Source organism: Paracoccus mangrovi (genome assembly GCF_042648425.1).
In the GTDB taxonomy this organism is placed as follows: Bacteria; Pseudomonadota; Alphaproteobacteria; order Rhodobacterales; family Rhodobacteraceae; genus Paracoccus; species Paracoccus mangrovi.
Map to the genome: position 1 here is coordinate 152964 of NZ_JBHRXJ010000007.1, position 26572 is coordinate 179535.

Annotated in this window: 28 protein-coding genes; 10 read left to right on the forward strand and 18 right to left on the reverse strand. The window is 65.0% G+C overall.

Going from position 1 to position 26572, the window contains the following annotated elements; genetic code table 11:
- Positions 1 to 139: 139 nt before the first annotated feature.
- From ACFOMH_RS11395 to rocF, 4 genes are read right to left on the reverse strand one after another with little or no spacing between them, the layout of a single operon-like run.
- Positions 140 to 871, reverse strand: a complete 732-nt coding sequence (locus ACFOMH_RS11395) for a GNAT family N-acetyltransferase (RefSeq protein ID WP_377744588.1) — start codon at positions 869 to 871, stop codon at positions 140 to 142.
- Positions 868 to 1995 carry an o-succinylbenzoate synthase gene (gene menC, locus ACFOMH_RS11400; RefSeq protein ID WP_377744590.1) on the reverse strand — a complete coding sequence of 376 codons (1128 nt, stop codon included), beginning with the start codon at positions 1993 to 1995 and terminating at the stop codon, positions 868 to 870. Before menC ends, ACFOMH_RS11395 begins: the two co-directional genes overlap by 4 nt.
- A 57-nt stretch (positions 1996 to 2052) precedes the next feature.
- Positions 2053 to 3117, reverse strand: coding sequence for an ornithine cyclodeaminase (locus ACFOMH_RS11405; protein WP_377744592.1), 1065 nt, complete (start codon positions 3115 to 3117; stop codon positions 2053 to 2055).
- Between the two features lie 8 nt (positions 3118 to 3125).
- Positions 3126 to 4052 carry an arginase gene (gene rocF, locus ACFOMH_RS11410; protein ID WP_374423056.1) on the reverse strand — a complete coding sequence of 309 codons (927 nt, stop codon included), beginning with the start codon at positions 4050 to 4052 and terminating at the stop codon, positions 3126 to 3128.
- 108 nt (positions 4053 to 4160) lie between these two features.
- On the opposite strand from rocF, the gene ACFOMH_RS11415 reads away from it, so the two are divergent.
- The gene (locus ACFOMH_RS11415) at positions 4161 to 4604 is read left to right on the forward strand and encodes an Lrp/AsnC family transcriptional regulator (protein ID WP_374423057.1); all 444 of its coding nucleotides are present in this window, start codon (positions 4161 to 4163) and stop codon (positions 4602 to 4604) included.
- Between the two features lie 110 nt (positions 4605 to 4714).
- Here ACFOMH_RS11415 and aqpZ read toward each other — a convergent pair whose 3' ends face one another.
- Positions 4715 to 5401, reverse strand: coding sequence for an aquaporin Z (gene aqpZ, locus ACFOMH_RS11420; RefSeq protein ID WP_377744594.1), 687 nt, complete (start codon positions 5399 to 5401; stop codon positions 4715 to 4717).
- Between the two features lie 243 nt (positions 5402 to 5644).
- Here aqpZ and ACFOMH_RS11425 point away from each other — a divergent pair, with 243 nt between their 5' ends.
- The 6 genes from ACFOMH_RS11425 to ACFOMH_RS11450 all read left to right on the forward strand — a co-directional run bounded on the left by ACFOMH_RS11425 (position 5645) and on the right by ACFOMH_RS11450 (position 11948).
- Entirely contained in the window at positions 5645 to 6049 is a 405-nt protein-coding gene (locus ACFOMH_RS11425; RefSeq protein ID WP_374423059.1) for an acyl-CoA thioesterase, read from the forward strand.
- A 144-nt stretch (positions 6050 to 6193) separates the two neighbouring features.
- Positions 6194 to 7297, forward strand: a complete 1104-nt coding sequence (locus ACFOMH_RS11430) for an ABC transporter ATP-binding protein (protein ID WP_377744595.1) — start codon at positions 6194 to 6196, stop codon at positions 7295 to 7297.
- A 39-nt stretch (positions 7298 to 7336) separates the two neighbouring features.
- Positions 7337 to 8419 carry an ABC transporter substrate-binding protein gene (locus ACFOMH_RS11435; RefSeq protein WP_374423063.1) on the forward strand — a complete coding sequence of 361 codons (1083 nt, stop codon included), beginning with the start codon at positions 7337 to 7339 and terminating at the stop codon, positions 8417 to 8419.
- A 118-nt stretch (positions 8420 to 8537) separates the two neighbouring features.
- On the forward strand, positions 8538 to 9620 hold the full coding sequence (locus ACFOMH_RS11440) for an ABC transporter substrate-binding protein (protein ID WP_377744597.1): 1083 nt from the start codon (positions 8538 to 8540) through the stop codon (positions 9618 to 9620).
- Between the two features lie 67 nt (positions 9621 to 9687).
- Positions 9688 to 10989 (forward strand): ABC transporter permease, encoded by a 1302-nt coding sequence (locus tag ACFOMH_RS11445; RefSeq protein ID WP_377744599.1) that lies wholly within the window; start codon positions 9688 to 9690, stop codon positions 10987 to 10989.
- Positions 10990 to 10994: 5 nt separating this feature from the next.
- Entirely contained in the window at positions 10995 to 11948 is a 954-nt protein-coding gene (locus tag ACFOMH_RS11450; protein ID WP_374423069.1) for an ABC transporter permease, read from the forward strand.
- Between the two features lie 56 nt (positions 11949 to 12004).
- On the opposite strand, the gene ACFOMH_RS11455 is transcribed toward ACFOMH_RS11450, so the two are convergent.
- The 13 genes from ACFOMH_RS11455 to ACFOMH_RS11515 all read right to left on the reverse strand — a co-directional run bounded on the left by ACFOMH_RS11455 (position 12005) and on the right by ACFOMH_RS11515 (position 23102).
- Positions 12005 to 12949 carry an AEC family transporter gene (locus tag ACFOMH_RS11455; RefSeq protein ID WP_374423071.1) on the reverse strand — a complete coding sequence of 315 codons (945 nt, stop codon included), beginning with the start codon at positions 12947 to 12949 and terminating at the stop codon, positions 12005 to 12007.
- Entirely contained in the window at positions 12946 to 13746 is an 801-nt protein-coding gene (locus tag ACFOMH_RS11460) for an MBL fold metallo-hydrolase (protein ID WP_377744601.1), read from the reverse strand. The genes ACFOMH_RS11455 and ACFOMH_RS11460 overlap by 4 nt, the downstream gene beginning before the upstream one ends.
- A complete protein-coding gene (locus tag ACFOMH_RS11465) occupies positions 13743 to 14540 on the reverse strand; it encodes a TatD family hydrolase (protein WP_377744603.1) in 798 nt (265 codons plus the stop codon). Before ACFOMH_RS11465 ends, ACFOMH_RS11460 begins: the two co-directional genes overlap by 4 nt.
- Positions 14541 to 14552: 12 nt before the next feature.
- The gene (locus ACFOMH_RS11470; protein WP_377744604.1) at positions 14553 to 15632 is read right to left on the reverse strand and encodes a DNA polymerase III subunit delta'; all 1080 of its coding nucleotides are present in this window, start codon (positions 15630 to 15632) and stop codon (positions 14553 to 14555) included.
- Entirely contained in the window at positions 15629 to 16228 is a 600-nt protein-coding gene (tmk, locus tag ACFOMH_RS11475) for a dTMP kinase (RefSeq protein WP_374423078.1), read from the reverse strand. Before tmk ends, ACFOMH_RS11470 begins: the two co-directional genes overlap by 4 nt.
- Before the next feature lie 16 nt (positions 16229 to 16244).
- A complete protein-coding gene (locus ACFOMH_RS11480) occupies positions 16245 to 17393 on the reverse strand; it encodes a D-alanyl-D-alanine carboxypeptidase family protein (RefSeq protein WP_377744606.1) in 1149 nt (382 codons plus the stop codon).
- A gap of 160 nt (positions 17394 to 17553) precedes the next feature.
- Positions 17554 to 18252 (reverse strand): transcriptional repressor LexA, encoded by a 699-nt coding sequence (gene lexA / locus ACFOMH_RS11485; protein WP_377744608.1) that lies wholly within the window; start codon positions 18250 to 18252, stop codon positions 17554 to 17556.
- Positions 18253 to 18354: 102 nt separating this feature from the next.
- Positions 18355 to 19527, reverse strand: coding sequence for a molybdopterin molybdotransferase MoeA (locus ACFOMH_RS11490; RefSeq protein WP_377744609.1), 1173 nt, complete (start codon positions 19525 to 19527; stop codon positions 18355 to 18357).
- Between the two features lie 11 nt (positions 19528 to 19538).
- Positions 19539 to 20012: a cyclic pyranopterin monophosphate synthase MoaC gene (gene moaC, locus ACFOMH_RS11495; RefSeq protein WP_377744611.1), complete on the reverse strand. Its 474-nt coding sequence runs from the start codon at positions 20010 to 20012 to the stop codon at positions 19539 to 19541.
- Complete coding sequence (trpC, locus tag ACFOMH_RS11500) at positions 20009 to 20800, reverse strand: indole-3-glycerol phosphate synthase TrpC (protein ID WP_377744613.1); 792 nt, start codon at positions 20798 to 20800, stop codon at positions 20009 to 20011. The genes moaC and trpC overlap by 4 nt, the downstream gene beginning before the upstream one ends.
- Positions 20801 to 20809: 9 nt before the next feature.
- Complete coding sequence (locus tag ACFOMH_RS11505; protein ID WP_377744615.1) at positions 20810 to 21490, reverse strand: uracil-DNA glycosylase; 681 nt, start codon at positions 21488 to 21490, stop codon at positions 20810 to 20812.
- Positions 21487 to 22515 carry an anthranilate phosphoribosyltransferase gene (gene trpD / locus ACFOMH_RS11510; RefSeq protein ID WP_377744616.1) on the reverse strand — a complete coding sequence of 343 codons (1029 nt, stop codon included), beginning with the start codon at positions 22513 to 22515 and terminating at the stop codon, positions 21487 to 21489. Before trpD ends, ACFOMH_RS11505 begins: the two co-directional genes overlap by 4 nt.
- Positions 22512 to 23102 (reverse strand): anthranilate synthase component II, encoded by a 591-nt coding sequence (locus tag ACFOMH_RS11515; RefSeq protein ID WP_374423090.1) that lies wholly within the window; start codon positions 23100 to 23102, stop codon positions 22512 to 22514. Before ACFOMH_RS11515 ends, trpD begins: the two co-directional genes overlap by 4 nt.
- A 153-nt stretch (positions 23103 to 23255) precedes the next feature.
- Here ACFOMH_RS11515 and ACFOMH_RS11520 point away from each other — a divergent pair, with 153 nt between their 5' ends.
- From ACFOMH_RS11520 to ACFOMH_RS11530, 3 genes are all read left to right on the forward strand, one after another.
- Positions 23256 to 24209: a hypothetical protein gene (locus ACFOMH_RS11520; RefSeq protein WP_377744618.1), complete on the forward strand. Its 954-nt coding sequence runs from the start codon at positions 23256 to 23258 to the stop codon at positions 24207 to 24209.
- Between the two features lie 24 nt (positions 24210 to 24233).
- Positions 24234 to 25409, forward strand: a complete 1176-nt coding sequence (locus tag ACFOMH_RS11525) for an aminotransferase (protein WP_377744620.1) — start codon at positions 24234 to 24236, stop codon at positions 25407 to 25409.
- Between the two features lie 232 nt (positions 25410 to 25641).
- On the forward strand, positions 25642 to 26400 hold the full coding sequence (locus ACFOMH_RS11530; protein ID WP_377744622.1) for a class I SAM-dependent methyltransferase: 759 nt from the start codon (positions 25642 to 25644) through the stop codon (positions 26398 to 26400).
- The last annotated feature ends 172 nt before the right edge of the window (positions 26401 to 26572 follow it).

A 26572-nucleotide genomic window follows, 5' to 3' on the forward strand; every position in this document is an offset into this window, starting at 1 on the left:
ACGCTGGCCCAGATTTGGCGCGCGGTCTGGCATTTCAACCTCTCTCCCTTGGTATTTCCGGCGGTGCCGGCCTGCTTGTCGATTTCGGTAAGGCGGGTTTGGCGGCGGCTGGTCGACCTGTTGCCGGCGCCATTCGCATTCAGCCCAGGTGATAGGCGGCGCTTGCGGTGTCGAATCCGGTGATGCGCAACCCTTGGGCAAAACTTTCGCTCAGCGCGTGGCGCAGATCCATCCGCGCCCGCAGCGCCGCATCGGGATCGCTGCGCAACAGCGCGTCGATGTCGCGCGGGATCGCGACCGTCCGGGCCGGCGGAATGATGGCCGCAGTCCCGGACCCCGCCGCCGATGCCGCCGCTGGCCCGGCCGCGCGGGCGGTCACCTCGGGGCGGTCCAGATGCCAATCCAGCATGATCCGGTCCGAGGGCAGCCCGGCATTGATGCCCGTCATCACCCCGTAATAGTCGTTCAGATAGGTGTCCGAGGTCCCCCCCAGCGCCGCCACGTTCAACCCGGCATTGACCGCGCGGATCGGATCATAGGTCCAGCGCACATGGGTGATCCCGCGCGCAAGGCACCAGTCGCGCTGAAACCATTTCAGCCCCACCCCAAGCCGCAGCCCGCGCGCCTGTGGCAGGACCGCAAGACGGTGCGAATGCTGGATGCCGGGCAGGGCGCTGGGAAAGGCCAGCAGGAATCCCAGCATCTCGTCACCCCGGAACGCACCGGCGATCAACCCGCCCTCGTGCTGCAAGGCCAGCATCAGGTCCGAATTCTCGGGCATGTCGTCCTGACCCCAGACCGCGCGTTGCAGATCCTCGGCACGCTTCATTTCCCCGATCGAGGCAAGCTCGCGAAAGGTGATCGCGCTCATGGACGGAATACCTCGGTCTGGCTGGTGACGCGGTCCAGCACCGCAGGGTTCAGCGTGACGCCAAGCCCCGGCCCGTGGCGCGGCACCGCCATCAGCCCGGCCTCGGCCTCAAGCGGTTCGTTGACGATATCCTGCGCGAAATAGCGGCTAGAGGATGAGGTATCGCCCGGCTTGGTGAAATTGGGCAGCGTCGCCAGGTGGATGTTCTGCGCCCGGCCGATCCCGGATTCCAGCATGCCCCCGCACCAGACCGGCACGTCGAATGCGGCGCAAAGATCGTGGATCGCGCGCGCCGCGCCAAAGCCGCCCACGCGGCCGACCTTGATGTTGATGACGCGCGCCGCCTCTGCCACCAGCGCATGGCGCGCATCGGTGGCGGAACGGATGCTTTCGTCCAGACAGATCGCGGTCAAAAGATGCGCCTGCACTTTCGCGTGGTCCAGAATATCGTCAAAGGCCAGAGGCTGTTCGATATAGTCCAGCGCGAATTCGTCCATCGCCTTGAGCCGCGGCAGATCGGCCATCCGGTAATCGGTATTGGCGTCAACGGTCAGCTTGACTTTGGGAAACTCGGCCCGGATGGCGGCCAGCAGGTCCAGATCATGCCCGCGCTTGATCTTGAGCTTGATGCGCCGGTAACCGCCCTCGACCGCGCTGCGCACCCGGTCCAGCGTGGTCGGGATATCGGCGATGCCAAGGCTGACGCCGACCTCGACCGCGTCGCGCACGCCGCCAAGCGCCGCCGACAAAGGCAGGCCAAGCGCCTTGGTCCAGAGGTCCCAGACCGCCATTTCGACCATCGCCTTGCTCATCCGGTGGCCGCGCCACGGATCGAGAACCGCGCCCAGTTCCGCCGGGCTGGCGAAACGGCGGCCGACGATCTGCGGCAACAGCGCCTCGCGCAGGAAAGGCAGGGCGCCGGCCTGCGTCTCTTCGAGATAGTCGGGCAGCGTGTCCATGACGCCCTCGCCATAGCCTTCCAGCCCCTCGGCCCTCAGGGTCAAAAGCGGAAACACCTTTTCCGTCATTGTCCCGGTCGAAATGACAAAAGGCGTCAGCAACGGCAGGCGGACGATGCGCAGCTCGGCCGATTCGATGCGCAGTCCGGGAAAGATGGGCGTCATGGGAACCTCGTGAAGTTTGGCCGTAATTGCGGCAAGGCGCGCCCCGCCGCAAGCCGGTCAGGCCGCAGTCGAGCTTGCCGCCTCTGCGCGCAGGATCATCCCGAACAGGTCGCGCGGATCGTCGGGATCGGCGATCATGTCCAGATCCTGATAAAGGCCGGTCCCCTTGAGCCGCGAATGGACATAGCGCAGGGCCGAGAAATCCTCGATGGCAAAGCCCACGCTGTCGAACAGCGTGATCTGGCGCGCGTCGCGGCGCCCCTCGGCCTGACCGGTGATGACCTGCCACAGCTCGGTCACCGGGTGATCGGGGTCCAGCTGCTGGATTTCGCCCTCGATTCGGGTCTGGGGCGGGTATTCGACAAAGATCGACGAGCGCAGCAGGATATCGCGATGCAGTTCCGTCTTGCCGGGGCAATCGCCGCCGACGCCGTTGATATGCACGCCGCTGCCGACCATGTTGTCGGTCAGGATGGTGGCATATTGCTTGTCGGCGGTGCAGGTGGTGATGATCTGCGCGCCCATGATCGCCTCTTCGGCGGATTTGCAGGGTACGACGGTCAGCCCCTGACCGGCCAGATTGCGCGCGGCCTTTTCGGTGGCCGCCGGGTCGATGTCGTAAAGCCGCACCTCACGCAACCCGCAGATCGCCTTGAAGGCCAGCGCCTGGAATTCGGCCTGCGCGCCATTGCCGATCATCGCCATGGTGGTGGCCCCCTTGGGTGCCAGCCATTTCGCAGCCATCGCGCTGGTCGCGGCGGTGCGCAGCGCGGTCAGGATGGTCATTTCCGACAGCATCAGCGGATAGCCCGTCGCCACATCGGCCAAAAGGCCAAAGGCGGTGACGGTCTGCAAACCCCGCTTCATGTTCGAGGGATGGCCGTTGACGTATTTGAACCCATAGGTTTCCCCGTCCGAGGTCGGCATCAGCTCGATCACGCCCACATCGGAATGGCTGGCCACGCGCGGGGTCTTGTCGAAGAGCGGCCAGCGGGCGAAATCGGCCTCGATCTCGGCGGCAAGCTCGGTCAGCACCTTTTCGATGCCGATATGCAGCACCAGCCGCATCATGTTCTCGACGCTGACAAAGGGCACGAAGGCGGTTTTTGACGGTTTCAGCATGGGAATACTCAATGATAGCTGCGGGTGGGGCGGTCAAAGACCTTCTTGCCCATGAGTGAGCCGACCAGATCGACCATCAGCTTGGCGGTCCGCCCACGGTCGTCCAGAAACGGGTTCAACTCGACCAGATCGAGCGAGGTCATCAGCCCGCTTTCATGCAAAAGCTCACAGACAAGATGCGCCTCGCGGAAGGTGGCGCCGCCGGGGACGGTGGTGCCGACGGCGGGCGCGATCGACGGATCCAGGAAATCGACGTCCAGACTGACATGCAAAAGGCCATTCGCGGCCCGCACCCGGTCCAGAAATTCGCGCAAGGGCGCGACGATCCCGCGCTCGTCCAGCACGCGCATGTCGTTCATCGCGATGTCATACCGCAACAGGGCGGCATGTTCGGCCGGATCGACGCTGCGGATTCCGAACAGACAGATGCGCTCGGCCGGGATCGGGGCGGGAAAGGGCGGAAAGGCGTCAAAGCCGCTGCGCCCGGCGATATAGGCGACGGGCGTGCCATGCAGATTGCCCGACACGGTGGTCAGCGGCGTGTGAAAATCGCTATGCGCGTCCAGCCAAAGCACGAATTGCGGCCGGCCGGCGCGATTGGCATGTTCGGCTGCCCCCGCAACCGATCCCAGCGCCAGCGAATGATCCCCGCCCAGCACGATCGGCATGCGGCCACCGGCCAGCACCTCGGACACCCGGCTGCGCAGCGTCTTGGTCCAGCCCAGCGTCTCCTCAAGCTGGTCGACGGCGGGATTGTCGCAACTGGCATGGGGCAGCACGCCGGGGGCCAGGTCGCCTAGGTCCTTGACCTCATGGCCAAGCTCGCCCAGCAGCTGGTCGATGCCCGCGACGCGATAGGCGGCGGGCCCCATCAGACAGCCGCGGCGGCGCTGACCGGAATCGACAGGGGCGCCGATAAGGGAAATTCGGGTCATCTCTGGTCTCCTTTTCCCGAAGGATCATTTCAGGATGTGGTGACTTCAATCGAATTATTGACTAGTTTGGGTATCCAATGAACCAATCTGGAAAGATAAACCGCCATTATGGACGATCTTGATCACGGGCTGATCGCGGAATTGCGCCGCGATGGCCGCGCCTCGATCTCGGAACTGGCCGACCGGCTACAGGTCAGCCGGGCGACGGTCCGGCTGCGGCTGGAACGGCTCAAGGCGGCGGGCGAAATCGCCGGCTTCATCGTGCTGACCCGCGCCGATATTTCCGAAGCTCCGGTGCGCGGATTGATGATGATCGGAATCGAGGGGCGGGGCGGCGACCGCATCACGGCGCGCCTGACCGGCCTGCCGGCGGTCATGGCGGTGCATTCGACCAATGGGAAATGGGATCTGATCGTCGAACTGGCGACGGAATCACTTGCGGAACTTGACGAGGTGATCCGCCGCATCCGCAACATGGAGGGGGTGATGACCTCGGAAACCAACCTGCTTTTGTCGACGCGGCGCGCGACCAGCCGCCGGGCCGGACCCTGACGCGATAGGCGGATTCTTCTTCACGCAAATATCCTCGGGGGGTGCGGGGGGCGGAAAGCCCCCCGATGTCGCCGGGCCACATGGCCCGGCAACGTCTTTCGGACCGGGATTCAGTCCGCCTCGCCCACGCCCTTCCAGATCAGCGCGCCAATGACGGCGCCCAGAATCGGTGCGACCCAGAACATCCACAGCTGGCCGATGGCCCAACCGCCCGCGAACAGCGCCTGGCTGGTCGAACGCGCCGGGTTGACCGAGGTATTGGTCACCGGAATCGCAATCAGGTGGATCAGCGTCAGCGCCAGACCGATGGCGATGGGCGCGAACCCCTTGGGCACCCGGCCATGGATGGAACCCAGAATGACGATCAGGAAGAACGCCGTCAGGATGGTTTCCAGTAGAAAGCCCGAGATCATCGAATAGCCGCCCGGCGAATGCTCGCCATAGCCATTGGCGGCGAACCCGCCCAGATCCACGCCGGCCTTGCCCGAGGCGATGACATAAAGCGCCGCGGCCGCCAGAATCGCCCCCGCCAGCTGCGCGATGATATAGGGGATCATCGCATTGCCGTCGGATTTTCCGGCCACGGTCAGGCCGATGGTGACTGCGGGGTTGAAATGCCCGCCCGAGATCCCGCCCACGGCATAGGCCATGGTCAGCACGGTCAGGCCAAAGGCCATGGCCACGCCGAAAAAGCCGATCCCCAGATCGGGAAAGGCCGCGGCAAGCACAGCGCTGCCGCAACCACCGAAGACCAGCCAGAATGTGCCGAGTGCTTCGGCCGCAAGTCGTCTTTGCATGATGAACAGTTTCCTCATTCTCAAGAACTGCGGCGCGCGTCTTGCAACAGGCACGCGCGAAGGGCGTGACTGCGCAACGCACCGGCGCCGCTGCTCTTCGATGATCCGATCTTGAGCAGCCGTCAACGTCCGAGTTGAGGGCGCGGCTGGGGCATTGACGGATGCGGCATCCTGCGTCCAACCTGATCCCCGGCGCGCCCGGCATTCCGGGCCGGCGGGTGACAACAAAAGGATGCGGCCGGAATGCAGAACGACGACTATCCGACATGCAATGCGGCGATCCGCACCACGGCCATGCCGGCCGACACCAACCCGGCGGGCGATATCTTTGGCGGCTGGCTGATGGCGCAGATGGATCTGGCGGCGGGCAATGTCGCAGCCCGGCGCGCGCGCGGCCGCTGTGCGACGGTGGCGGTCGATTCGTTCACCTTTCACCAGCCGGTCAAGGTTGGCGACGAGGTTTCGGTCTTTGCCAACATCATCCGCGAGGGGCGCAGCTCGATGCATCTGCATGTCGAGGCCTGGCGCCGTTCGCGCGAGGCCGAGGAACGCCACAAGGTCACCGAGGCGACCTTTGTCTTTGTTGCGCTTGACGAAGACGGGCGTCCGCGGCCCCTGCCGCCGGCAATGGCTGACGTTAGGTCATGAGGGGCGCCGCCCTTGACGCGAGGCCACCTGAAAAACGTCGCCTGCGTCCCATGCACTCACCAAACAAGTCAGTTGCAATATGTCGCGGCGCCCGCTTAGTCTGAAATGGCGGAACTAAAAACCATAGAACAGGGAGCCCGCATCGTGACATCGCAGCCTGGCAGCGACGCGTTCGTTGTCTTTGATCACGTTCAAAAAAGTTATGACGGTCAAACACTTGTCGTCAAAGATCTCAATCTTTCGATCGGCAAGGGCGAATTTCTGACCATGCTGGGGCCATCCGGTTCGGGCAAGACGACCTGTCTGATGATGCTTGCGGGCTTTGAAACCGCGACCCATGGCCAGATCCTGCTGGACGGCCGGAACATCAACGACGTGCCGCCCCACAAGCGCGGCATCGGCATGGTGTTTCAGAACTATGCGCTGTTTCCGCATATGACCGTGGGCGAGAATCTGTCCTTCCCGCTGGAAGTGCGGGGCATGTCCAAGGCCGAGCGCGAGCAGCGTATCAACCGGGCGCTGGACATGGTGCAGATGGGCAAGTTCGTCAATCGCCGTCCGGCCCAGCTTTCGGGCGGTCAGCAGCAGCGGATCGCATTGGCCCGCGCGCTGGTCTTTGATCCCAAGCTGGTCCTGATGGACGAGCCGCTGGGCGCGCTGGACAAGCAGCTTCGCGAACATATGCAGTTCGAAATCAAGGCGCTGCATGACCGGCTGGGCATCACCGTGGTCTATGTCACCCATGATCAGGGCGAGGCGCTGACCATGTCGGACCGCATCGCCGTCTTCAATGACGGCCGCATCCAGCAGCTGGCCCCGCCGCCCATCCTCTATGAACAGCCCGGCAACAGCTTTGTCGCCGGGTTCATCGGCGAAAACAACGCCCTGCACGGCACCATCGAAAAGCTGGACGGCGACAAGGCGCTTGTGCGGCTGGGCAATGGCGATCTGATCGACGCCACCGCCGTCAATATCCGCGAAGGCGGACAGGCGACGACCGTTTCGATCCGCCCCGAGCGGGTCGAGTTCAAGCCCGAGCTGATGCCCCGCGACGCCCATACCATCGAGGCGCAGGTTCAGGACGTGGTCTATATGGGCGATATCCTTCGTGCCCGGCTGAAAGTCGCGGGGCAGGACGATTTCGTGATGAAATATCGCAACACGCTGGGTCAGGTGAAACTCTCGCCTCAACAAACGATCCGCATCGGCTGGCACCCCGAGGATGCCCGGGCACTGGACCCGGTCTGACTCGCGTCGAATGAAATCGCGTTGAAGCAAGGAGATCCCATGAAACGCATGCTCATACTGACCTCGGCCCTGGTCGCCGTCGCGGCCACCGCACAGGCGCAGGACAAGCAGGTCGATCTGCTGTCCTGGGGCGGTGCGTATGGCAACAGCCATGTCGAAGCCTATGCCAAGCCCTTCGAGGCCAAGACCGGCATCAAGGTCGTGGTGTCGGATGCCGACAACCCGGCGACCCCGATCAAGGCCCAGGCCGAGGCGGGCAACGTCACCACCGATGTCGCCTCGGTCGAATATGCCGATGCGGTGCGCCTGTGCGACGAGGGCCTGCTTGAGGAAATCGACCCCGCGATCCTGACGCCAACCGCCGATGGCCTGCCCGCGACCGAGGATTTCATCGCCGGCGCGGTGACCAACTGTTTTGTGGGCACCGATGTCTATTCGATGGTGCTGGCCTATGACGACACCAAATTTGCGGATGCCAAACCCGCCGGCCCGGCGGATTTCTTTGATCTGACCAAGTTTCCGGGCAAGCGCACCATGCGCAAGGGCGCCAAGTTCAATCTTGAATTCGCGCTCATGGCCGACGGCGTCGCCCCGGACGAGGTCTATAAGGTGCTTGGCACGCCCGAAGGCATCGACCGCGCCTTTGCGAAACTCGACAGCATCAAGAAGGACGTGATCTGGTGGGAAGCCGGCGCCCAGCCGCCGCAGCTTCTCGCCGATGGCGAGGTCAGCATGGCCTTTGCCTTCAACGGCCGGATCTTCAACGCGGCGCAGGGCGAGGGCAAACCCTTCAAGATCGTCTGGGACGGCCAGATCTATGAAATGGAAGGCTGGGTCATTCCCAAGGGCGCCCCGGATCTGGACGCCGCCAAGGAATTCATCGCCTTCTCGACCGCGCCGGAACAACAGGCGCGCGCGGCCGAATTCATCAGCTATGGCCCGCCGCGCGTTTCGGCCGCAGCCCTGGTCGGCAATATCGAGGGCACGGATGTGCCGATGGGGCCGAACCTGCCGACATTCGCCGAGAACATGAAACAGGCGCTGGCATCGAACCTGGATTTCTGGGTCGATCACGATGCCGAGTTGCAGGAACGTTTCAACGCCTGGCTTGCGGCGAACTGATGCGATTGTCGCGGCGGGGACTGCCCCGCCGCGGCCAAGAAAGGCCCGAACGGGCCGGATACCAACAGGTCAAGGAATACGGCCGCAAAAGGCCGGGACAATCCAACGGGAGTAAACCATGAAGAAAACGCTCATCCTGACGTCGGCCCTGTGCGGTCTGGGGTTCGCGGCGCAGGCCCAGAACCAGGAAGTCAACGTCGTCTCCTGGGGCGGCGCCTATGAGAAATCGCAGGTCGAGGCCTATAATATCCCCTTCTCGAAAGAGACCGGGATCAAGGTCAACATGATGGCCGCCGACAACCCGGCGACGCCGCTCAAGGCCCAGATCGAGGCCGGCAACATCACCGGCGACGTCTTTGACATCGAGGTGTCGGACGCGATCCGCCTGTGCGACGAGGGCGCGCTGGTCGAAATCAAGCCCGAGGACCTGCCGGCCGCGCCCGACGGCACCCCGGCCGCCGACGACTTTATCCCCGGCGCCTTGCGGGAATGCGCGGTCGCGAACATCTTCTGGGGCACGGTCATCGCCTTTGACACGACCAAATTCGCCGAAAATCCGCCCAAGACGGCGGCAGATTTCTTTGACACCGCGAAATTCCCCGGCAAGCGCGGCCTGCCCAAGAACCCCAAGCGCACGCTGTATCTGGCGCTGATCGCCGATGGCGTGGCGCCCGACGCGATCTATGAAACGCTGGACACGCCCGAGGGCGTCGACCGCGCCTTCGCGAAACTCGACACCATCAAAAAGGACGTGGTCTGGTGGGAAGCCGGCGCCCAGCCGGTGCAGCTTCTGGCGGATGGCGAGGTGACGATGGCCACCGGCTATAACGGCCGCTTCTTCGACGCGATGGTGGGCGAGGGCAAGCCCTTCGAAATCATCTGGGACGGCCAGTACATGGATCTGGACATGTTCGCGATCCCCAAGGATTCGCCCAATCCCGAAGCTGCAATGCAATATCTGAAATTCGCCACCGACACCCAGCGGCTGGCCGATCAGGCGAAATACATCGCCTATGGTCCGGCGCGCAAATCCTCGGCGGCGCTGGTCGGCCTTTATCAGGACGGCAAGACCGAAATGGGTCCGCATATGCCGACCAATCCCGACCATATGAAAACCGCCGTCATGGATGACCCGGAATGGTGGGCCGATCACGACGCCGAAATGGCCGAGCGCTTCAACGCCTGGCTGGCGGCGAACTGATCACGGGCCGCCGCCCGGCATCCCGGGCGGCGGCATGATGCAAGTGCTTGTCCGGTAAAGGATCAAGATGGCCAACCCGCTCGACCCACATGCCGCCGTCGTGCTTGAGGCCACCGGCCTTGACGATGGCGGGACGCTGAAAACCGCCGACGGACAGCCGCTGGCCAAGGCTTTGGCGCGCAGTTCGCGCCGCGCGCGGCGCCGCGCCTTTCTGCTGGTGCTGCCGTTGCTTTTGTTCGTGCTGATCACATTCGTGGTGCCGATCGGACAGATGCTGCAACGCTCGGTCAAGAATGACGGCTTTTCCGCGCATATGCCGCAGCTTTCGGCGTGGTTTCACGAAAACCCGGCGGGCACCGCGCCCGATGACGCGGCTTGGGCCGCACTGGCCGCCGATCTGCAAAGCTCGGCCGAGGCGCGCAGCATCGGCGTCGTCGGCACCCGCATCAACTATGACATGCCGGGCACGCGCTCGTTGTTCACCGCGGCGGGCCGCAAGGCGCGCGGCGGGATCGAGCCGCCCTATCGCGACGCCATTCTGGCGATGGACAAGGATTGGGGCGATCCGCAGCTGTGGTCGGTGATGCGTCAGGCCTCGTCGCCCTATACCGCGAATTTCTATCTTGCGGCGATGGACATGACCCGCGACGAGAACGGCGATATCGTGCGCGTCGCCGAACAGCAGCGGGTCTATCTTATGCTGTTCATGCGCACGCTGTGGCTGTCGCTTGTGATCACCTTCACGACCTTCGTGCTGGGCTTTCCGATCGCGCATCTTCTGGCGACGCTGCCGATGCGCAAGTCGAACCTCTTGATGATCCTTGTGCTGTTGCCGTTCTGGACCTCGCTTCTGGTCAGGACGACCGCCTGGATGGTGCTGCTGCAACAGCAGGGCGTGGTCAATGACGTCTTTGTCTGGCTGGGCATCATCCGCGACGACCAGCGCTTGCAGATGATCTATAACCAGACCGGCACGATCATCGCGATGACGCATATCCTTTTGCCCTTCATGATCCTGCCGCTTTATTCGGTAATGCGCACGATCAACCCGTCCTATGTCCGCGCCGCGCGGTCCCTGGGCGCGACAAGCTGGACCGCGTTCCGCCGCATCTATTTCCCGCAGACGCTGCCGGGGCTGGGGGCGGGGGCGCTTTTGGTCTTTATCCTTGCGGTCGGCTATTACATCACGCCGGCGCTGGTCGGCGGGTCGAGCGGGCAGCTGATTTCCAACCTGATCGCCATGCACATGACGCGGACGCTGAACTGGTCCATGGCGGCGGCGCTGGCGGCGATGCTCTTGGGCGGGGTTCTGATCCTGTATTGGGTCTATGACCGGCTGGTCGGCATCGACAATCTGAAACTGGGGTGATCTAGATGGCGCTTCCGACCTATGCCTCGACCGGAGAAAAGATCTGGCACTATGCCTATCTGACGATCTGTGGCGCGATCTTTTTCTTTCTGATCGCGCCGATCGTCGTGGTGATCCCGCTCAGCTTCAACGCCGAGCCCTATTTCACCTTTACCGACAAGATGCTGTCCTTTGACCCGGATGGCTATAGCCTGCGCTGGTATGACAGCCTGCTGACCTTTGGCATGACCAACCCCGATGCGGCGCGCGATGCCAGCTGGTGGTCGGATGCCTGGCACAATGCCAAATGGATCAGCGCGGCGAAAAGCTCGATCATCATCGGGGTGTTTTCGACCATTCTGGCGACGGTGCTGGGCACGCTGGCCGCGCTTGGCCTGTCGCGGCCGGAAATGCCCTGGCGGCGGGCGATCATGGCGATCCTGATTTCGCCGATGATCGTGCCGATCATCATTACCGCGACGGGGATGTTCTTTTTCTATTCGAACCCCTGCGAAATACTGACCTGGTTCGGGATCAGCATCGAATGCGGCAAGCTCGCGGGCACCTATCTGGGGGTCATCCTGGCCCATGCGACGCTGGGCATTCCCTTTGTCATCATCACGGTGACGGCGACGCTGGTCGGGTTCGACCAGTCGCTGAACCGGGCGGCGTCCAGCCTTGGGGCCAATCCGCGCACGACGTTTTTCCGCATCACCATGCCGCTGATCCTGCCGGGGGTGATCTCGGGGGCGCTGTTCGCCTTTGTCACCTCGTTTGACGAGGTGGTTGCCGTGCTCTTTATTGCGGGTCCCGATCAACAGACCATCCCGCGCCAGATGTGGAACGGCATCCGCGAACAGATCAGCCCGGCAATCCTTGCGGTGGCGACGCTTCTGGTGATCTTTTCCATCGCGCTTTTGACCACGGTCGAGTTTCTGCGCCGCCGGTCCGAACGCCTGCGCGGCGTGACCCCGCACTGATCCGGCCCGGACCCCGAAATCTCGGAACGCCGCCCCCCGGGGGCGGCGTTTTCGCATCAGGGCAGGACGCTCAGCCAGAACCAGATGGTCAGGATCGACAGCGCCGTCGCCAGCAACACCGCCGAGGCCGCGACCCGCTTGGCCACGCCGTAAAGCGCGGCGAAGAGATAGGCGTTTACCCCCGGAGCCATGCTGGCCGTGACCACGGACGAGCGTATTTCCGCCACGCTCAGCCCAAAGAGCTTGGCCAGCCCAAAGGCAACCGCGGGATGCACGATCAGCGAGGCCGCGCAACAGATCAGGATGGCGCGCATCTCGCCTTCGGGGCGGTATCGGTAAAGGACGCCGCCCAGCCCGAACAGAGCCGAGGGCAGCGCCGCCCGCGCCATCATGTCGACCGCGCCCCAGAACCCCTCGGGCATGACCAGCCCGGCCTGAATCAGCAGGTTCATGGTCAACCCGCTGAGAATGCCGATGACCAGCGGTGTGTGCAGCACCCCCGACAGCGCCCGCAGCGCGACCCGGCCCACCGAAAGGTTCTGACCCCGCGCCCGCGCGAATTCCATCAGCGTGATGCCGAATGTGTAAAGCATCGGCGAATGGATCGCGATGATGGTGAAATTGCCCTCAAGCGCGTCGGGGCCATAGGCGCGCTCGGTGATCGGAATGCCCAGAAGAAGCGAATTCGAGAACAGGCAGACAAAGCCGATGGCAATCGAATCCTCAAGCGGGCGTTTGAGCCAGTAATAGGCGGCCGAAAGGCCCAGACCAAAGGACAGGAACGCCCCGGCATAGAACGAGATCAGCAAGAGCGGGTTGAAATTCGCCCCCAGATCCAGCTTGGCCATGGCGCTGAACAACAGGACCGGCACCGCGAAATTCTGCGCAAAGCGCATGACGCCATCGACCGCCACCTCGGACAGCATGCCCCGCCAACAGACCAGATAGCCGAACCCCACCACCAGAAAAACCGGAAGGATGACGTCGAAAAGCGCGCTCATATCAGCTCGATCCTCATGCCGTCATGGGCGGGGGTGACATTTTCCGGCGTCTCGCGCAGGACCGCGTCGTAATCCAGATCGATATGCATGTTCGTGGTCACGCCCATCCCGCATTCCGCGCGCGAAAACCATGCCAGCGTCTGCGCCAGATGGGCGTGGCTGGGATGCGGATCGCGGCGCAGCGCGTCACAGATGAACACGTCGCAGCCGGTGATCATGGGCCAGGCATCTTCGGGGATGCTGAGCACATCGGGCAGGTAGACAAGGCTTTGCTCGAGCCCGCCGATGCGGAACCCCAAAGCTGGCGTGCCACCGTGATCGACCTCGAATGGGGCAAGCTCGATGGGACCGCCCGCGCCCTCGATCGTGAAGGGCGCGCGGATCAGGTGCAATTCGCAGATCGGCGGATAATGCGAGCCGGGCGGCGTCTGAAAGATATAGCCGAACCGCGCGGTCAGCGCCCTGGCCGTCGCCGCGTCGGCCCAGACCGGGATCATGGCACGGATGTTATAGACGATCTGGCGCAGATCATCGATGCCGTGGATATGATCGGCATGGGCGTGGGTATAGACCACCGCGTCAAGTTCGCCGACCCCGGCATCCAGCAGTTGCGGCACCATGTCCGGTCCGGTGTCGATCAGCACCCGGGTGATGCCGTCATGGCCGATCCGCTCAAGCAGAAGCGAACAGCGGCGCCGGCGGTTGCGGGGATTGGCGGGGTCGCATGCGCCCCAGCGTTCCCCAAGCCGCGGCACGCCCCCCGACGATCCGCAGCCCAGGATCGTCGCCCGGATCATATGGCGGCCCGGGTGAAGAGCCGGTCGAAATTGGCCGTGGTCAATGCGGCGAATTCGGCCGGATCGATCCCCAGTGCCTCGGCGCCGGCGCGCGCGGTATGGGCGACATAGGCGGGCTCGTTGCGTTTGCCGCGATAGGGTGGCGGCGCCAGATAGGGCGCATCGGTTTCCACCAGGATGCGGTCGCGGGGGGCGGTGGCGAAAATCTCGCGGATCTCGGTCGAGCGGGGAAAGGCCGCGATCCCCGACATCGACAGATAAAACCCCAGATCCAGCGCCGCCCGGGCCAGTTCGGGGCCGCTGGTATAGCAATGCATGACACAGCCGAAGGGGCCGGCGCGATGTTCCTGGGTCAGGATGCGGGCCATGTCGGCATCGGCATCGCGCGAATGGATGATCAGCGGCAGGCCGGTCTGGCGCGCGGCCTCGATATGGACGCGCAGGCTTTCGGCCTGCACCGCCGCGCTTTCGGCCGTATAGTGATAATCCAGCCCGGTTTCCCCAATGCCGACGAGTTTCGGATGCGCGGCCAGCGCGACCAGCTGTTCGACAGTGACCGGCGGCTCTTCGGCGGCATACATCGGGTGGATGCCGGCGGCGTAAAACACCTCGGGAAAGCGTTCGGCGATGGCGCGAACCCGGGGTTCATTGCCCATGCGGGTGCAGATGGTGACCATGCGCGTGACCCCCGTCGCCCGCGCCCGCGCGACGAGGTCGGCCTCTTCGCCGTCAAAATCGGGGAAGTCCAGGTGACAGTGACTGTCCACCAGGTTCAGGGGGGCGTGTTCGGACATGGACGGATCCCATCAGGTCGCGGGCTGGTTCGCAAGCCCGATCAGCATATCCAACACCAGTGCGGAAGGGTCAAGATTGACCGCCCGCCCGCTGCGCGCCCGCGCCGACAGTTCCGCCTGCGCGCTGGCCCAAAGCCGCGCCGATCCGGGATCGGGGGCAAGACGGGTCAGGGTTTCGGCCTCGCCCTCGGCGGCCTCGGGCAGGGGGGCGCCCAACAGCCCGGTGCGCGCGGCGCGCGTCAGGAAACGGTCCAAAAGCGTGATCATCAGGTCGAAGGGATCGCCATCGGCGCCGGCGCGGCCCGCCGCGGCCTCGGCCAGCACGGCGGCGGCGCGGCGATCCATGCGCGGATACTCGGCGAAAAGCGCCACGATCCGGTGATAAAGCGCAAGCCCGTCCTGACCCGAAAGGCGAAGCGCCTCGCCGACCGAGCCTGCGGACAATGCCGCCAGCTGTGTGGCATCGTGTTCGACGCCAAGATTGTGCAGGACGCGCGCCATCTGATCCGGCGGCAGGGGATGGAGCCGCAATTCGCGGCAGCGTGAGCGGATCGTGGGCAAAAGCCGCGCCGGTTGATGCGCGATCAACAGCAGCGTCGCGTCATGTGGCGGCTCTTCCAGAAGTTTGAGCAGCGCGTTGGCCGATGCCTGGTTCATTTCATCGGCGGCGTCGATGATCGCGACCCGGCGCCCACCCTCGGCGGCGCTCATGTGGAAAAAGCCATGCAGGCGGCGGATTTCATCCACCGTGATTTCGGCCCGCAGACGATTGGTCTTTTCATCCACGGGCCGCCGGATCAGTTGCAGCCGCGGTTCAGACAGGGCGCGAATGCGCCGGATCACGGGGGAATCGGGATCGCTGGACAGATCGTCGCTGTCGCTGTCGCTCAGCAGCCATTTCGCGATCTGCCAGGCCAGGGTGGCTTTTCCGGTCCCGCGCGGGCCGGTGATCAGCCAGCCATGATGCAGCCGATGCGCGCGCGCGGCCGCGATGAAATCGGCGACGGCGGTATCGTGACCGATCAGCCCCGTCGCCTCGCGCGGGTGGGGGGCGCCGGGAACGCGGTCGGCTTCGGGGGCGGTCTCGGTCATGGCAGGGCGGCAAGGACGCGCGCCGCGACCTCATCCTGACTGCCGCTGCCGTCGATCATGCGGATGCGCCCGGGGGCCCGCTCGGCCAGCGCGTGAAACCCATCGCGCAATCGTTGCTGAAATTCCAATCCCATGCCTTCGAAGCGGTCCTCACTGCCGCCACGGGCCTGACCGCGCCGCAACGAGATTTCGGGCGCGATGTCGATGACAAAGGTCAGGTCCGGCTCGATCCCGATCATCAGCCGGTGCAGTTCTTCGACAAGCTGGCTTTGCGTGGCGCGGACCGCGCCCTGATAGACGCGGGTCGAATCCGCGAAACGGTCGGTAATGACCCAGGCGTCGCGGTCGAGTGCCGGGCGGATCAGGCGTTCCAGATGATCGCGGCGCGCGGCGGTAAAAAGCAGCAATTCGGTTTCCGGCGACCAGCGTTCGCTGCCGCCTTCGACGAGCAGGCGGCGGATTTCCTCGGCGCCCGGGCTGCCGCCGGGTTCGCGGGTCAGCACGACATCCAGACCGCGTTCACCAAGCGTCTGTGCCAGACGCCTGGCCTGGGTCGATTTCCCCGATCCGTCGATGCCCTCGAAGCTGATGAACATGGGGCGGCCGCCGCTCTTAATTGGTGGCGAATTGATAGGCGCGTTCGCCCAAGCGGAATGCGGCGCTTTGCAACCGACCCAGTACCCCGGCACGCGAAATCTCGGTCGCCGCGATCAGCGGCAGGCGGGACTGGCCGGCGCCGGGAATATTGACGACCAGATCGCCCAGGCGGTCACCTGCGGCGATCGGCGCCTCGATCGGACCTTTGAAAACCGCCTCGGCGGTGACGCCGGATTGCGACCCGGCCGGGATAAGCACCTTGACGCCATCCTCGGTCGTAAGGCCGACCTTGCCGGAACTGCCCAGCCAGACCGGCGCCTGTGCCACGATCTCGCCCTTGGGAATGATGGTTTTCATTGTGAACTGGCGATAGGCCCAGTTCACGATGCGCTCGGCCTCTTCGGCGCGGGCCTTGTCGCTGGGCAGACCGGAAATGACAAAGATGATCCGGCGGTCCCCCTGAATGGCCGAACCGACAAGGCCGTAGCCAGCCTCCTGGGTGTGGCCGGTTTTCAGGCCGTCCGCGCCGATCCCAAGTCCGAGAAGCGGGTTGCGGTTGTGACGATTGGCGGGTGCGCGATTGTCGAAACGCCATTCCTCGATGGCGAAGTTCTTGTAATATTCGGGAAAGTCCTGGATCAGATGCTGGGCCAGGACGCCAAGATCGTGCACCGACATCCGATGCCGGGGATCGGGCCAGCCCGATGCATTCGCAAAGGTCGAATTGGTCAGGCCGAGCGCCTTGCCCCGTTCCGTCATCTGCCGCGCAAAGGCGGCTTCGGTTCCGGCAAGGCCTTCGGCCACCACAACGCAGGCATCATTGCCCGACAGAACGATAATGCCCTTGATCAGTTCGGCGACTGTGGGGCGATCCTGTTCGTTCAGGAACATGGTCGATCCCTGCATCTGCCGCGCCTTGGTCGAGACGGGCAGGCGGGTGTCAAGCTGAAGCCGGCCTTCCTCGAGCGCCTCGAACAGCATGTAGACCGTCATCAGCTTGGACATCGAGGCCGGGGGCAGCGCCTCATCGGCGTTCTTTTCCATCAACACGGTGCCGGTCGCGACATCATAGACCCATGCCGCCCGGGCATTGGTGTCGAAAGCCCGCGCCGGCAGCGCGGCAAGCATGACCAAAGCGAAAATGCGGAATGTCAGAGCGCGCATGGAAAATCCTTGACCTGTCGCGTTTCGCACATGGTTAACCCAGCGGCGGCGGACCCGCAACGCCGCTTGGGTGCAAGTGTCGCGCAAGTGAACTGCTGTGGTTGTGCCGCAGCGGTGTTTGTCGCGGCCGGGACGCGGCGATGCGGGGCAGGCGCGGGAATCAATAGCTGCGGATCAACCCGACCAGACGCCCCTGAACGCGGACTTTTTCCTCGGGCAGGACACGGGTTTCGTAAGCCGGATTCGCGGCTTCGAGCGCGATCATGCCACCCTTGCGGCGATAGCGTTTCAGCGTCGCCTCGAACCCCTCGACCAGGGCGACGATGATATCGCCATTATCGGCCGAATCCTGTTCGCGAATGACCACGACATCGCCATCATTGATGCCTGCGTCGATCATGGAATCGCCTTTGACCTCAAGCGCGTAATGGCGATCCTGACCGGCCAGCATCGAGCCGGGAACGGCAATGTGGTGCGACACTTCCGAAATCGCCTCGATCGGGACACCGGCGGCGATGCGGCCCATGACCGGCAGTTCCACAGCCGAGACCGAAATTTCCAATGCGCCGCGCGGCAGGGGCGCGGGGCGTTCAGGGGCGCTGCCTTCGATCACGCGGGGCTGAAAGCCGCTGCCTTTGCTGAGGCTGTCGGGAAGGCGCACGATTTCCAGCGCGCGGGCGCGATGTGGCAGGCGGCGGATGAAGCCGCGTTCCTCCAATGCGGTCACAAGCCGGTGGATCCCCGATTTCGAGCGCAGATCCAGCGCGATCTTCATTTCGTCGAACGAGGGCGGCACCCCGTCGCGCGCCATGCGCGCCTGAATGAACTCAAGCAGCTGAATTTGCTTTTTGGTCAGCATCGTCGGTTCCTGCCTTGCTGCGAGTGCCATCATGTTCCTTGAATGTTCTAGCGGAGTCAAACCCTTGCGTCAACGATTATGGCGATTCGGGTAAAGAAGCCGTTAAAGCATCAGGAATTGGACCTTCTCGCCGGCCTTGCGGGCGGGATCATGGGCGGGTCGCATCAGCAATGCATCGGCCTGTGCCAGAAGCCAGAGGCGCGCGCTGTCCTGATCTGGGAAGGGATCGACAAGGGGCAGGTCGTCGCCGGCGCTCAGGCGGGCGCGGTGATAATGCTGGCGGTCGCCTTCGGGGGGCAGATCATGCGCAAGACGTCCCTGTTGCAGCACAGGACCGGCAGGCAGGCCCAGCATTGCCTGGATAAGAGGTTGCATGAAGAGTTTCGCGCAAACAATTGCCGATACGGGATTTCCGGGCAGGCCCAGCATGGCGGAGCGCCCGATACGGCCGGCCATGAGTGGCTTGCCCGGACGCATCGCCAGCTTGTAGAAGGCGCGTTCCATCCCCAGATCGCCGGCAACCTTGGCGATCAGATCGTGATCGCCGACAGAGGCGCCGCCAATGGTCACGATCAGATCGGCACCGGCCGCCCGGGCAAAGCGGTCGCGCAGACTTTCCTCGGTGTCGCGGGCCAGCGGTAGGATTTCGGGCGCGGCGCCGGCCTCTTCCGCCATGGCGGCAATGGCGATGTCATTCGAGCTGATGATCTGACCCGGCGCGGGTTCCGTGCCGGGGGGCACCAGCTCATCCCCACCGGCCAGAATCGCCACGCGTGGACGGCGGGCTACGGTGATGCGTGCCACGTTCATCGCCGCGATCAGCGCCAGATCGGCCGGGCGCAGGGGGCGTTGGGGCAGAAATTCAAAACCGCGTTTGAAATCATTCCCTTCCGGGCGGATATTCAGATTCTCTCCGGCGTTGCGGACGGTGATCCGATCGCCTTCGCGTTCGACGATTTCCTGCATGACCACGCGGTCATAGCCATCGGGCACCGGGGCGCCGGTAAAGATGCGGATGGCGCTGCCGGGGGGCGTTCCGCCCTCATAGGGGACGCCCGCGGCGGCGGTGCCGATCACCTGCAACGGCCCCGGCAATTCGGCCGAACGCAGCGCATAGCCATCCATCGCCGAGGCGTTGAAGGGCGGCTGCGTCAGCCCGGCCACCGCCGGATTGACCAGCGTGCGCCCAAGCCCCTGATCCAGAGCGATCTCTTCGGTGCCGGCGGGACGTGCCAGTGCCAGAACCAGCTTGCGGGCGTCGTCGACTGAGATCATGGCGGGGCCTTTCAGGGGGCGGCGTGGAACGCGCCGGATTTGCCGCCGGTCTTGGACAAAAGGCGGATCCCTTCGATCCGCATGTCCTTTTGCGCGGCCTTGAGCATGTCATAGATCGTCAGGCAGGCGGTCGAAACGGCGGTCAGGGCCTCCATCTCGACGCCGGTCTTGCCGGTGGTGCGCACGGTGGCGGTGACGCGGATGCCGGGCAGGGCCGGATCGGCCACCAGATCGACCGAAACCTTGGCGATGGGCAGCGGGTGACAGAGCGGGATCAGGTCCGAGGTGCGTTTCGCCCCCATGATCCCGGCCAGCCGTGCGACCCCCATCACATCGCCTTTCGCCGCGCCGCCCTGCGCCAGCGCAAGGGTTTCGGCCGACATCAGCACCAGCCCCTCGGCCACCGCCTCGCGCGTGGTGTCGGGCTTGGCCGAGACATCGACCATATGCGCCTGACCCTGCGCGTCGAAATGGCTGAGGCTCATGCCGCCAATCCCAGAATTTCGCGGGTGGCGCGGGTCACGTCCGCCTGTCGCATCAGGCTTTCGCCGATCAGAAAGCGGCGGATGCCGGCATCCGCCATGCGGTTCAGGTCGGCGGGCGTGAACAGCCCGCTTTCGCAGACCAGATCGCGGTCGGCGGGTACATGCGGCGCAAGGTCCAGCGTCGTCTGAAGGCTGATCTCGAAGCTGCGCAGATTGCGGTTGTTCACCCCGATCAGCGGCGATTTCAGCCGCAGGGCGCGGTCGAGTTCGGCGCGGTCATGGACCTCGATCAGCGCGTCCATGCCCCAATGCCGGGCCGCATCCTCAAGCTCGGCCGCCAGGGCATCATCGACCGAGGCCATGATGATCAGGATGCAGTCGGCCCCCCAGGCGCGGGCCTCGGCCACCTGATAGGTGTCGTAAAGGAAATCCTTGCGCAAGGCCGGCAGGTCGCAGGCCGCGCGGGCGGCGGTCAGGTATTCCGGCGCGCCCTGAAAGCTGGGCGCATCGGTCAGAACCGAAAGACAGGCGGCGCCGCCGGCCTGATAGGCGCGGGCCAGCGCCGGCGGGTCGAAATCGGGACGGATCAGCCCTTTCGAGGGGCTGGCCTTCTTGATTTCGGCGATCAGCGCATGACCGGTCGCGGCCTTGTCGCTCAGCGCCCGGGCAAAGCCGCGCACGGGGCCTGCGGCGCTGGCCGCGGCCTCGACCCCGGCCAGCGGGCGCGCGGTCTTGGCGGCGGCGATTTCGTCAAGCTTATAGGCTTTGATGCGGTCGAGAATATCCATGGATCCGGTTTACCCTGCGGTCGGGACTTGGGAAAGGGCCCAGTCGATGGGCATATCGTCACGGGCGCGCAGCCAATCGTTCACCCGACTGAACGGGCGCGAGCCGAAAAAACCCCGCCGCGCCGACAGGGGCGAAGGGTGGGCGGTCTCGATCACCAGATCCGTTGCGCGTGGCAGGCCCGCCAGCGCCTTTTGCGCATGCGCGCCCCAAAGGATAAAGGCCAGCGGGCGTTCGGCCTGTGCGCGGGCGACGGCCTGTCGGGCCAGCCGGTCCCAGCCCCATTTCGCATGCACGCCCGCCTGTCCGGGCAGTACCGAGAGCGAGGTGTTGAGCAAAAGCACCCCCTGTCGCGCCCAATGCGACAGATCGCCATTCGCGGGGGCGGCGCCGATATCGCCCTGCATCTCGGCATAGATGTTCTTGAGCGAGCGCGGCAGCGGCGTTTCCGGCGTGACCGAAAAGGCCAGCCCATTGGCATGGCCGGGCGTCGGATAGGGGTCCTGGCCCAGAATGACCACGCGCACGGCCCCGGGCGGGGTCATGGCCAGCGCGGCAAAGACGCGCTCGGGTCCGGGCAGCCAGTCCCGGCCGTTCAGCCGGGCCGCGATTTCGGGCCATGTGTCGCGGAAAAAGGCCAGATCGGCCCAGCCGGCGGGCGGGGCGGCGGGCGGAAACGGGGGGGCGGTCATGCCTCGGGGGCGCCCACCCGAACGGCCAGCGCCGCCAGCTTGTTCCGCGCCTTGCCGCTGTCGATGGATTCGGCTGCCAGCGCCGCACCCTCGCGCAGATCGGCGGCCCTGCCGGCGATCAGCAGCGCGGCGGCCGAATTCAGCAGCACCGCATCGCGATAGGCGCCCGGCGTGCCGTCCAGCAGCGCGCGCAGCGCGGCCGCGTTCTGGGAGGGATCGCCGCCCAGAACCGCCTCGAACGGGTGGCGGGACAGGCCGGCATCCTCGGGGGTGATTTCGAATTCGGTGATGTCGCCGTCTTTCAGCTGCGCCACCCAGGTCGGCCCCGCGATCGAGATCTCATCCGTGCCGTCGCCGCCATGAACCAGCCAGGCCGAGGTCGAGCCCAGCTCGCGCAGGGTTTCGGCCATGGGCCGGTTCCAGATGCGGTCAAAGGTGCCGGTCAGCTGGATCGTGACCGAGCCGGGATTGGTCATCGGCCCCAGAAGGTTAAAGACGGTGCGCGTGCCCAGCTCGGTTCGGGTCGGGCCGACATGGCGCATGGCGGGGTGATGCATGGGCGCCATCATGAAGCAGATGCCGATTTCCGCCAGCGCCCTTTCGGCCATTTCGGGCGTGACCATGACGTTCAACCCAAGATGGGTCAGCGCATCGGCCGAGCCGGATTTCGACGACAGGTTGCGGTTGCCATGCTTGGCGACCGGCACACCCGCCCCCGCGACCACGAATGCCGTCGCGGTCGAGATGTTCAGCGTGCCCTTGCCGTCGCCGCCGGTGCCGACGATGTCCATCGCATCGGCCGGGGCCTTGATGCGGTTCATGCGGGCGCGCATGGCGCGGGTCGCGGCGGCGATTTCATCGACCGTCTCGCCGCGCACGCGCAGCGCCATCAAAAGGCCGCCGATCTGTGCGGGTGTCGCCGCGCCTTCGAACAGCGCGGCAAAGGCCGCCTCGGCCTCGGACCCGGTCAGGGCGCGGGTCGCGGCGATGCCGATCAGCGGGCGGATATCGCTTGGCACGCTCATGCGGCGCGGTCCAGATTGGTGCAGCGGCGCAGAAAGTTGCGGATCATGTCATGGCCATGTTCCGAGGCGATGGATTCGGGATGGAACTGCACGCCCTCGATGGGCAGCGTCCGGTGCACCAGCCCCATGATGGTGCCGTCCGCCGTGGTGGCGGTGACGCGCAGGCAATCGGGCAGGGTTTCCGGCTCGACCGTCAGCGAATGATAGCGCGTCGCCGTCAGCGGCGAGGGCAGGCCGGCAAAAACCCCGGTGCCGTCATGGGTCACCGCGTCGGTCTTGCCGTGGACGATGCGGTCGGCGCGCACGACCCTGCCGCCAAAGGCCTCGCCGATGGCCTGATGGCCAAGGCAGACCCCGAAAAGCGGCACCCCGCGTTCCGCCGCCGCCCGGATCAGCGGGACGATGATGCCGGCATGCGCCGGGTCGCAGGGGCCGGGCGAAATCACGATGCCCCGCGCATTCATCGCCAGCGCCTCGTCCACGGACAGCACGTCGTTGCGGCGCACCTCGACCTCGGCGCCGGCCTCGCCCATGTAATGCACGAGGTTCCAGGTAAAGCTGTCGTAATTGTCGATGAGCAGGATCATGTTCGGGGCCTTCGTGCTGGGGGCCTTGCATTGGGGGGTGAACCCCGGAAATTCTGGGGCTATAGATGGGCTAAAGCCTTGTCGGGGGTCAAGCCCGCCAGGCAAGAAAAACGGGCGCATTTGCGTCGCACAGACGGCGGGACAAGGCGAAGCATGGCAAGAGGATTCGCGGCAGGGCTGTTTCAGGGCGCCGTGATATGCGGCGCGGGACTGGTTGCATTGTCGCTGGCGCTGCCGCAGCCGCCGCGCCCCGCGACGGTGCCGGCCGGTCAGGACGCGTCGCAGATGGCGGCCAATCCGGGAACGGGGCCGGGAACGGGCGCCGCGGTGGATAAGGGGGCGGCCCCGGCCGCGCCCGCCGAGGTGCCGCAAGGCCCGGCCACCGAACAGCTTTCCGTGCCGGCGGGATCGGAATTCGCGCGCGGTTCGGACATGCAGCCGCAGATGCCGCAGCCTTTGGCCGAAACGCCCCGCGCCGCGCCGACCCCGGAGGTCGCCCGCCCCGCCGACGAACCCGCCCCCGAGGCCGCCGAGGCCGAGCGCCTGCGCCCCGAAATGCGTGCCGATGCGCCCACGGCGCCCGAGATCGGCCTGCCCGCGCCCGATCCCATCGACCTGCCCGCCCCGGCCGAAGAGGCCCCGATCCCGGTTCCCCCGCCAGGCAAGGTGGTGGTGCCGGGTCTGGACCGCGCGCCCGAACAGATGGTGACCACGCCAGACAATCCCGCCGCATCGCTGCGCGCGGCGGCGCAATCCGAAGCGGTGCCGGAAGCGGAACCCAAGGCGGCGGCTGCCGAAACCGTTCCCGGGGCCGATGTGCCGGAGGCCGATGCCCCGTCCGACACTCTGTCCGAAACCATGCCCGCCACAGATGCGGAACAGGCAGAGGACGCGCCCAGAGGTAACAGGCCCCAAGATAACGGCCCCCAAGATAACGGGCCGGCCGCGACGGCCGATGATACGGCCAGCCGCATCCCGACACAGCTCGCGTCCGCCACCGCATCCCGGCCCGCGCCGGGGTCGGATGTTGCGGGACAGACGGGTCCGGCGCGCGCGCCCGACCTATCGCTGCCGCCGGATATCGGTGCGCTGAATTTGAACGACTGATCCATCCCCGACCACGGAGCCGGCATGCAGATGTTGAACCCCTCGCTCGTCTCAACCTCGCGGCCGCCCGTCATGGAGGCGCGGCGCTGGATCGAGGGTGTCAGCTTTCCGCCCGAGCGGCCGCTTTTGAACCTCAGCCAGGCGGCGCCCGTCGACCCGCCCCCCGAACCCCTGCGCCGCGCCATGGCCGAGGCGGCGCTGAACCAACCCGATGCGCATCTTTATGGTCCGGTGCTGGGCCGCGACGCCTTGCGTCAGGCCGTGGCCCGTGACTGGTCGCACGCCTATGGTGCCACGATCCGCCCCGAAGAGGTCGCGATCACCCAGGGCTGCAATCAGGCATTCTGCGCCGCGATCACGCTTCTGGCCGCGCCGGGGGATGAGGTGATTCTGCCCTTGCCCTGGTATTTCAACCACAAGATGTGGCTGGATATGCAGGGGGTCCGCACGGTCGGGCTGCATTGCGGGGCCGATATGCTGCCCGATCCGGGGGCGGCGGCGCGGCTGATCACGGATCGCACCCGCGCCATCGTGCTGGTCAGCCCCAACAACCCCTCGGGCGCGGAATATCCGGCCGAGCTGATGCGCGCGTTCCATGATCTGGCGCGGTCGCGCGGGATCGCCCTGATCGTGGACGAAACCTATCGCGATTTCGACAGCCGCGAGGGCGCGCCCCATGATCTGTTCACCGATCCCGACTGGGGCGAGACGCTGATCCATCTTTACAGTTTTTCAAAGGCCTATCGCCTGACCGGGCATCGTGTCGGCGCGCTGATCGCCAGCCCGGACCGCATGATCGAGATCGAGAAATTTCTGGACACGGTGGCCATCTGCGCCGGCCAGATCGGCCAGATCGGCGCCGCCTGGGGCATGGCCAATATGAAGGAATGGCTGGCCGGCGAACGGGCCGAGATATTGGCCCGCCGCCGCGCGATGGCCGAGGGCATGGCCGGGCTTGACGGGTGGCGCGTCAAGGGCTGCGGCGCCTATTTCGCCTGGGCCGAACATCCCTATGACATGACCTCGCCCGATCTGGCGCGGATGCTGGTTCACAAGGCGGGCCTGCTTTTGTTGCCCGGCACCATGTTCATGCCCGATGGCGATGCAGAAGGCGCGCGCCATGTCCGCATCGCCTTCGCCAATGCCGATGTCTCCGGGATCGCCGCGCTGGTACAGCGGTTGCAGGCATTCCGGCCCTAGCACGGCGAGGGCCGCGAAATTCCGGCGCCATGTCGGATTATATATTCAATGCCGTGAATATATAATCCGCCACCGGTTTCAGAAATGACCTTCCCGGCGCGTAAATATCCGCCGATCTTCAAATCCATTTGACCGATCCGACCGCCTCGCGTCTTGACCCAATGGTTCAAGCTTGCAACGATCTTATTGCCCTCATGTTTTCAGGCGGGGCGAGGCCTATCAGGAGGCGTTCATGAGATTTGACAAGATATCCGCCGCATGGGCGAATTATCGCAATGGAATGGTCGCGACCGATATTCATTCCGACGATCATATGTTCAACAATCATGCCCGGCTGGACGATTATGAGATTGTCGGGGAATCGGGGCTTCAGACGGTTCTGTCGGCACTGGCGATATCGCGCAAGCAGACGGTTTACCGGATCATGGATTTCGGCTGTGGTCATGGCAGGGTCGCCAGATATCTCAGGGCGGCATTTCCCGGCGCCGAAATGTGGTGCGCGGATATCGATCCCGACGCCGTGGCCTTCTGTGCCCGCACATTCGACGCGCATGGGGTGCAGTCGACGTCGGATTTCAACGATCTGGATCTGCCTGCGGGGCTGGATGTCATCTGGGTCGGATCGGTTTTCACGCATCTGGACATGGCCCGAATGGAGGTGCTGTTTGACAGGCTTTTCGGCGCGCTGGGTCGTGGCGGGCTTTTGATCGCGACTTTCCATGGTCAATATTTTTATGAGACGACAAAGAAGGATCCGAAAAAATCCGTGACCTATGCCGATCTGTTGCGCGGATACGAATCGGAAGGTTATGCCTACATGCCATATCCCCATAAAACCGCGCAGATCGGGATGGATGACTGGGGCGTTTCCGCGACGCGATATGATCAGATATTCAAGCTGGGTCAACGTCACGAAAATTCCCAGATGACGCTGTTTTCGGAACAGGGCTGGTCGAATTTCCACGACGTGGCCGCCTGGATCAAGCGATAGCCCGGTCTTTTCGCCACAGGGACCGCCGCCACCCCCGGTTTGGCCCCCCGGCCATCCCCGAAGCCCGCCATGCCGGGATGATGGGGCATTCCGGTTCGGGCGCGCCGCTCGCGGGCCTGTCACCGGCCTTGTGACGCGCGACCCTTGCCGCCGGGGCGCGGTCAGCCTAAAG

Coding starts and splice junctions, on each gene's coding strand:
- ACFOMH_RS11395 (WP_377744588.1), bottom strand. CDS start 871: ATGAGCGCGATCACCTTTCGCGAGCTTGCCTCGATCGGGGAAATGAAG.
- menC (WP_377744590.1), bottom strand. CDS start 1,995: ATGACGCCCATCTTTCCCGGACTGCGCATCGAATCGGCCGAGCTGCGC.
- ACFOMH_RS11405 (WP_377744592.1), bottom strand. CDS start 3,117: ATGCTGAAACCGTCAAAAACCGCCTTCGTGCCCTTTGTCAGCGTCGAG.
- rocF (WP_374423056.1), bottom strand. CDS start 4,052: ATGACCCGAATTTCCCTTATCGGCGCCCCTGTCGATTCCGGTCAGCGC.
- ACFOMH_RS11415 (WP_374423057.1), top strand. CDS start 4,161: ATGGACGATCTTGATCACGGGCTGATCGCGGAATTGCGCCGCGATGGC.
- aqpZ (WP_377744594.1), bottom strand. CDS start 5,401: ATGCAAAGACGACTTGCGGCCGAAGCACTCGGCACATTCTGGCTGGTC.
- ACFOMH_RS11425 (WP_374423059.1), top strand. CDS start 5,645: ATGCAGAACGACGACTATCCGACATGCAATGCGGCGATCCGCACCACG.
- ACFOMH_RS11435 (WP_374423063.1), top strand. CDS start 7,337: ATGAAACGCATGCTCATACTGACCTCGGCCCTGGTCGCCGTCGCGGCC.
- ACFOMH_RS11440 (WP_377744597.1), top strand. CDS start 8,538: ATGAAGAAAACGCTCATCCTGACGTCGGCCCTGTGCGGTCTGGGGTTC.
- ACFOMH_RS11445 (WP_377744599.1), top strand. CDS start 9,688: ATGGCCAACCCGCTCGACCCACATGCCGCCGTCGTGCTTGAGGCCACC.
- ACFOMH_RS11450 (WP_374423069.1), top strand. CDS start 10,995: ATGGCGCTTCCGACCTATGCCTCGACCGGAGAAAAGATCTGGCACTAT.
- ACFOMH_RS11455 (WP_374423071.1), bottom strand. CDS start 12,949: ATGAGCGCGCTTTTCGACGTCATCCTTCCGGTTTTTCTGGTGGTGGGG.
- ACFOMH_RS11460 (WP_377744601.1), bottom strand. CDS start 13,746: ATGATCCGGGCGACGATCCTGGGCTGCGGATCGTCGGGGGGCGTGCCG.
- ACFOMH_RS11465 (WP_377744603.1), bottom strand. CDS start 14,540: ATGTCCGAACACGCCCCCCTGAACCTGGTGGACAGTCACTGTCACCTG.
- ACFOMH_RS11470 (WP_377744604.1), bottom strand. CDS start 15,632: ATGACCGAGACCGCCCCCGAAGCCGACCGCGTTCCCGGCGCCCCCCAC.
- tmk (WP_374423078.1), bottom strand. CDS start 16,228: ATGTTCATCAGCTTCGAGGGCATCGACGGATCGGGGAAATCGACCCAG.
- ACFOMH_RS11480 (WP_377744606.1), bottom strand. CDS start 17,393: ATGCGCGCTCTGACATTCCGCATTTTCGCTTTGGTCATGCTTGCCGCG.
- lexA (WP_377744608.1), bottom strand. CDS start 18,252: ATGCTGACCAAAAAGCAAATTCAGCTGCTTGAGTTCATTCAGGCGCGC.
- ACFOMH_RS11490 (WP_377744609.1), bottom strand. CDS start 19,527: ATGATCTCAGTCGACGACGCCCGCAAGCTGGTTCTGGCACTGGCACGT.
- moaC (WP_377744611.1), bottom strand. CDS start 20,012: ATGAGCCTCAGCCATTTCGACGCGCAGGGTCAGGCGCATATGGTCGAT.
- trpC (WP_377744613.1), bottom strand. CDS start 20,800: ATGGATATTCTCGACCGCATCAAAGCCTATAAGCTTGACGAAATCGCC.
- ACFOMH_RS11505 (WP_377744615.1), bottom strand. CDS start 21,490: ATGACCGCCCCCCCGTTTCCGCCCGCCGCCCCGCCCGCCGGCTGGGCC.
- trpD (WP_377744616.1), bottom strand. CDS start 22,515: ATGAGCGTGCCAAGCGATATCCGCCCGCTGATCGGCATCGCCGCGACC.
- ACFOMH_RS11515 (WP_374423090.1), bottom strand. CDS start 23,102: ATGATCCTGCTCATCGACAATTACGACAGCTTTACCTGGAACCTCGTG.
- ACFOMH_RS11520 (WP_377744618.1), top strand. CDS start 23,256: ATGGCAAGAGGATTCGCGGCAGGGCTGTTTCAGGGCGCCGTGATATGC.
- ACFOMH_RS11525 (WP_377744620.1), top strand. CDS start 24,234: ATGCAGATGTTGAACCCCTCGCTCGTCTCAACCTCGCGGCCGCCCGTC.
- ACFOMH_RS11530 (WP_377744622.1), top strand. CDS start 25,642: ATGAGATTTGACAAGATATCCGCCGCATGGGCGAATTATCGCAATGGA.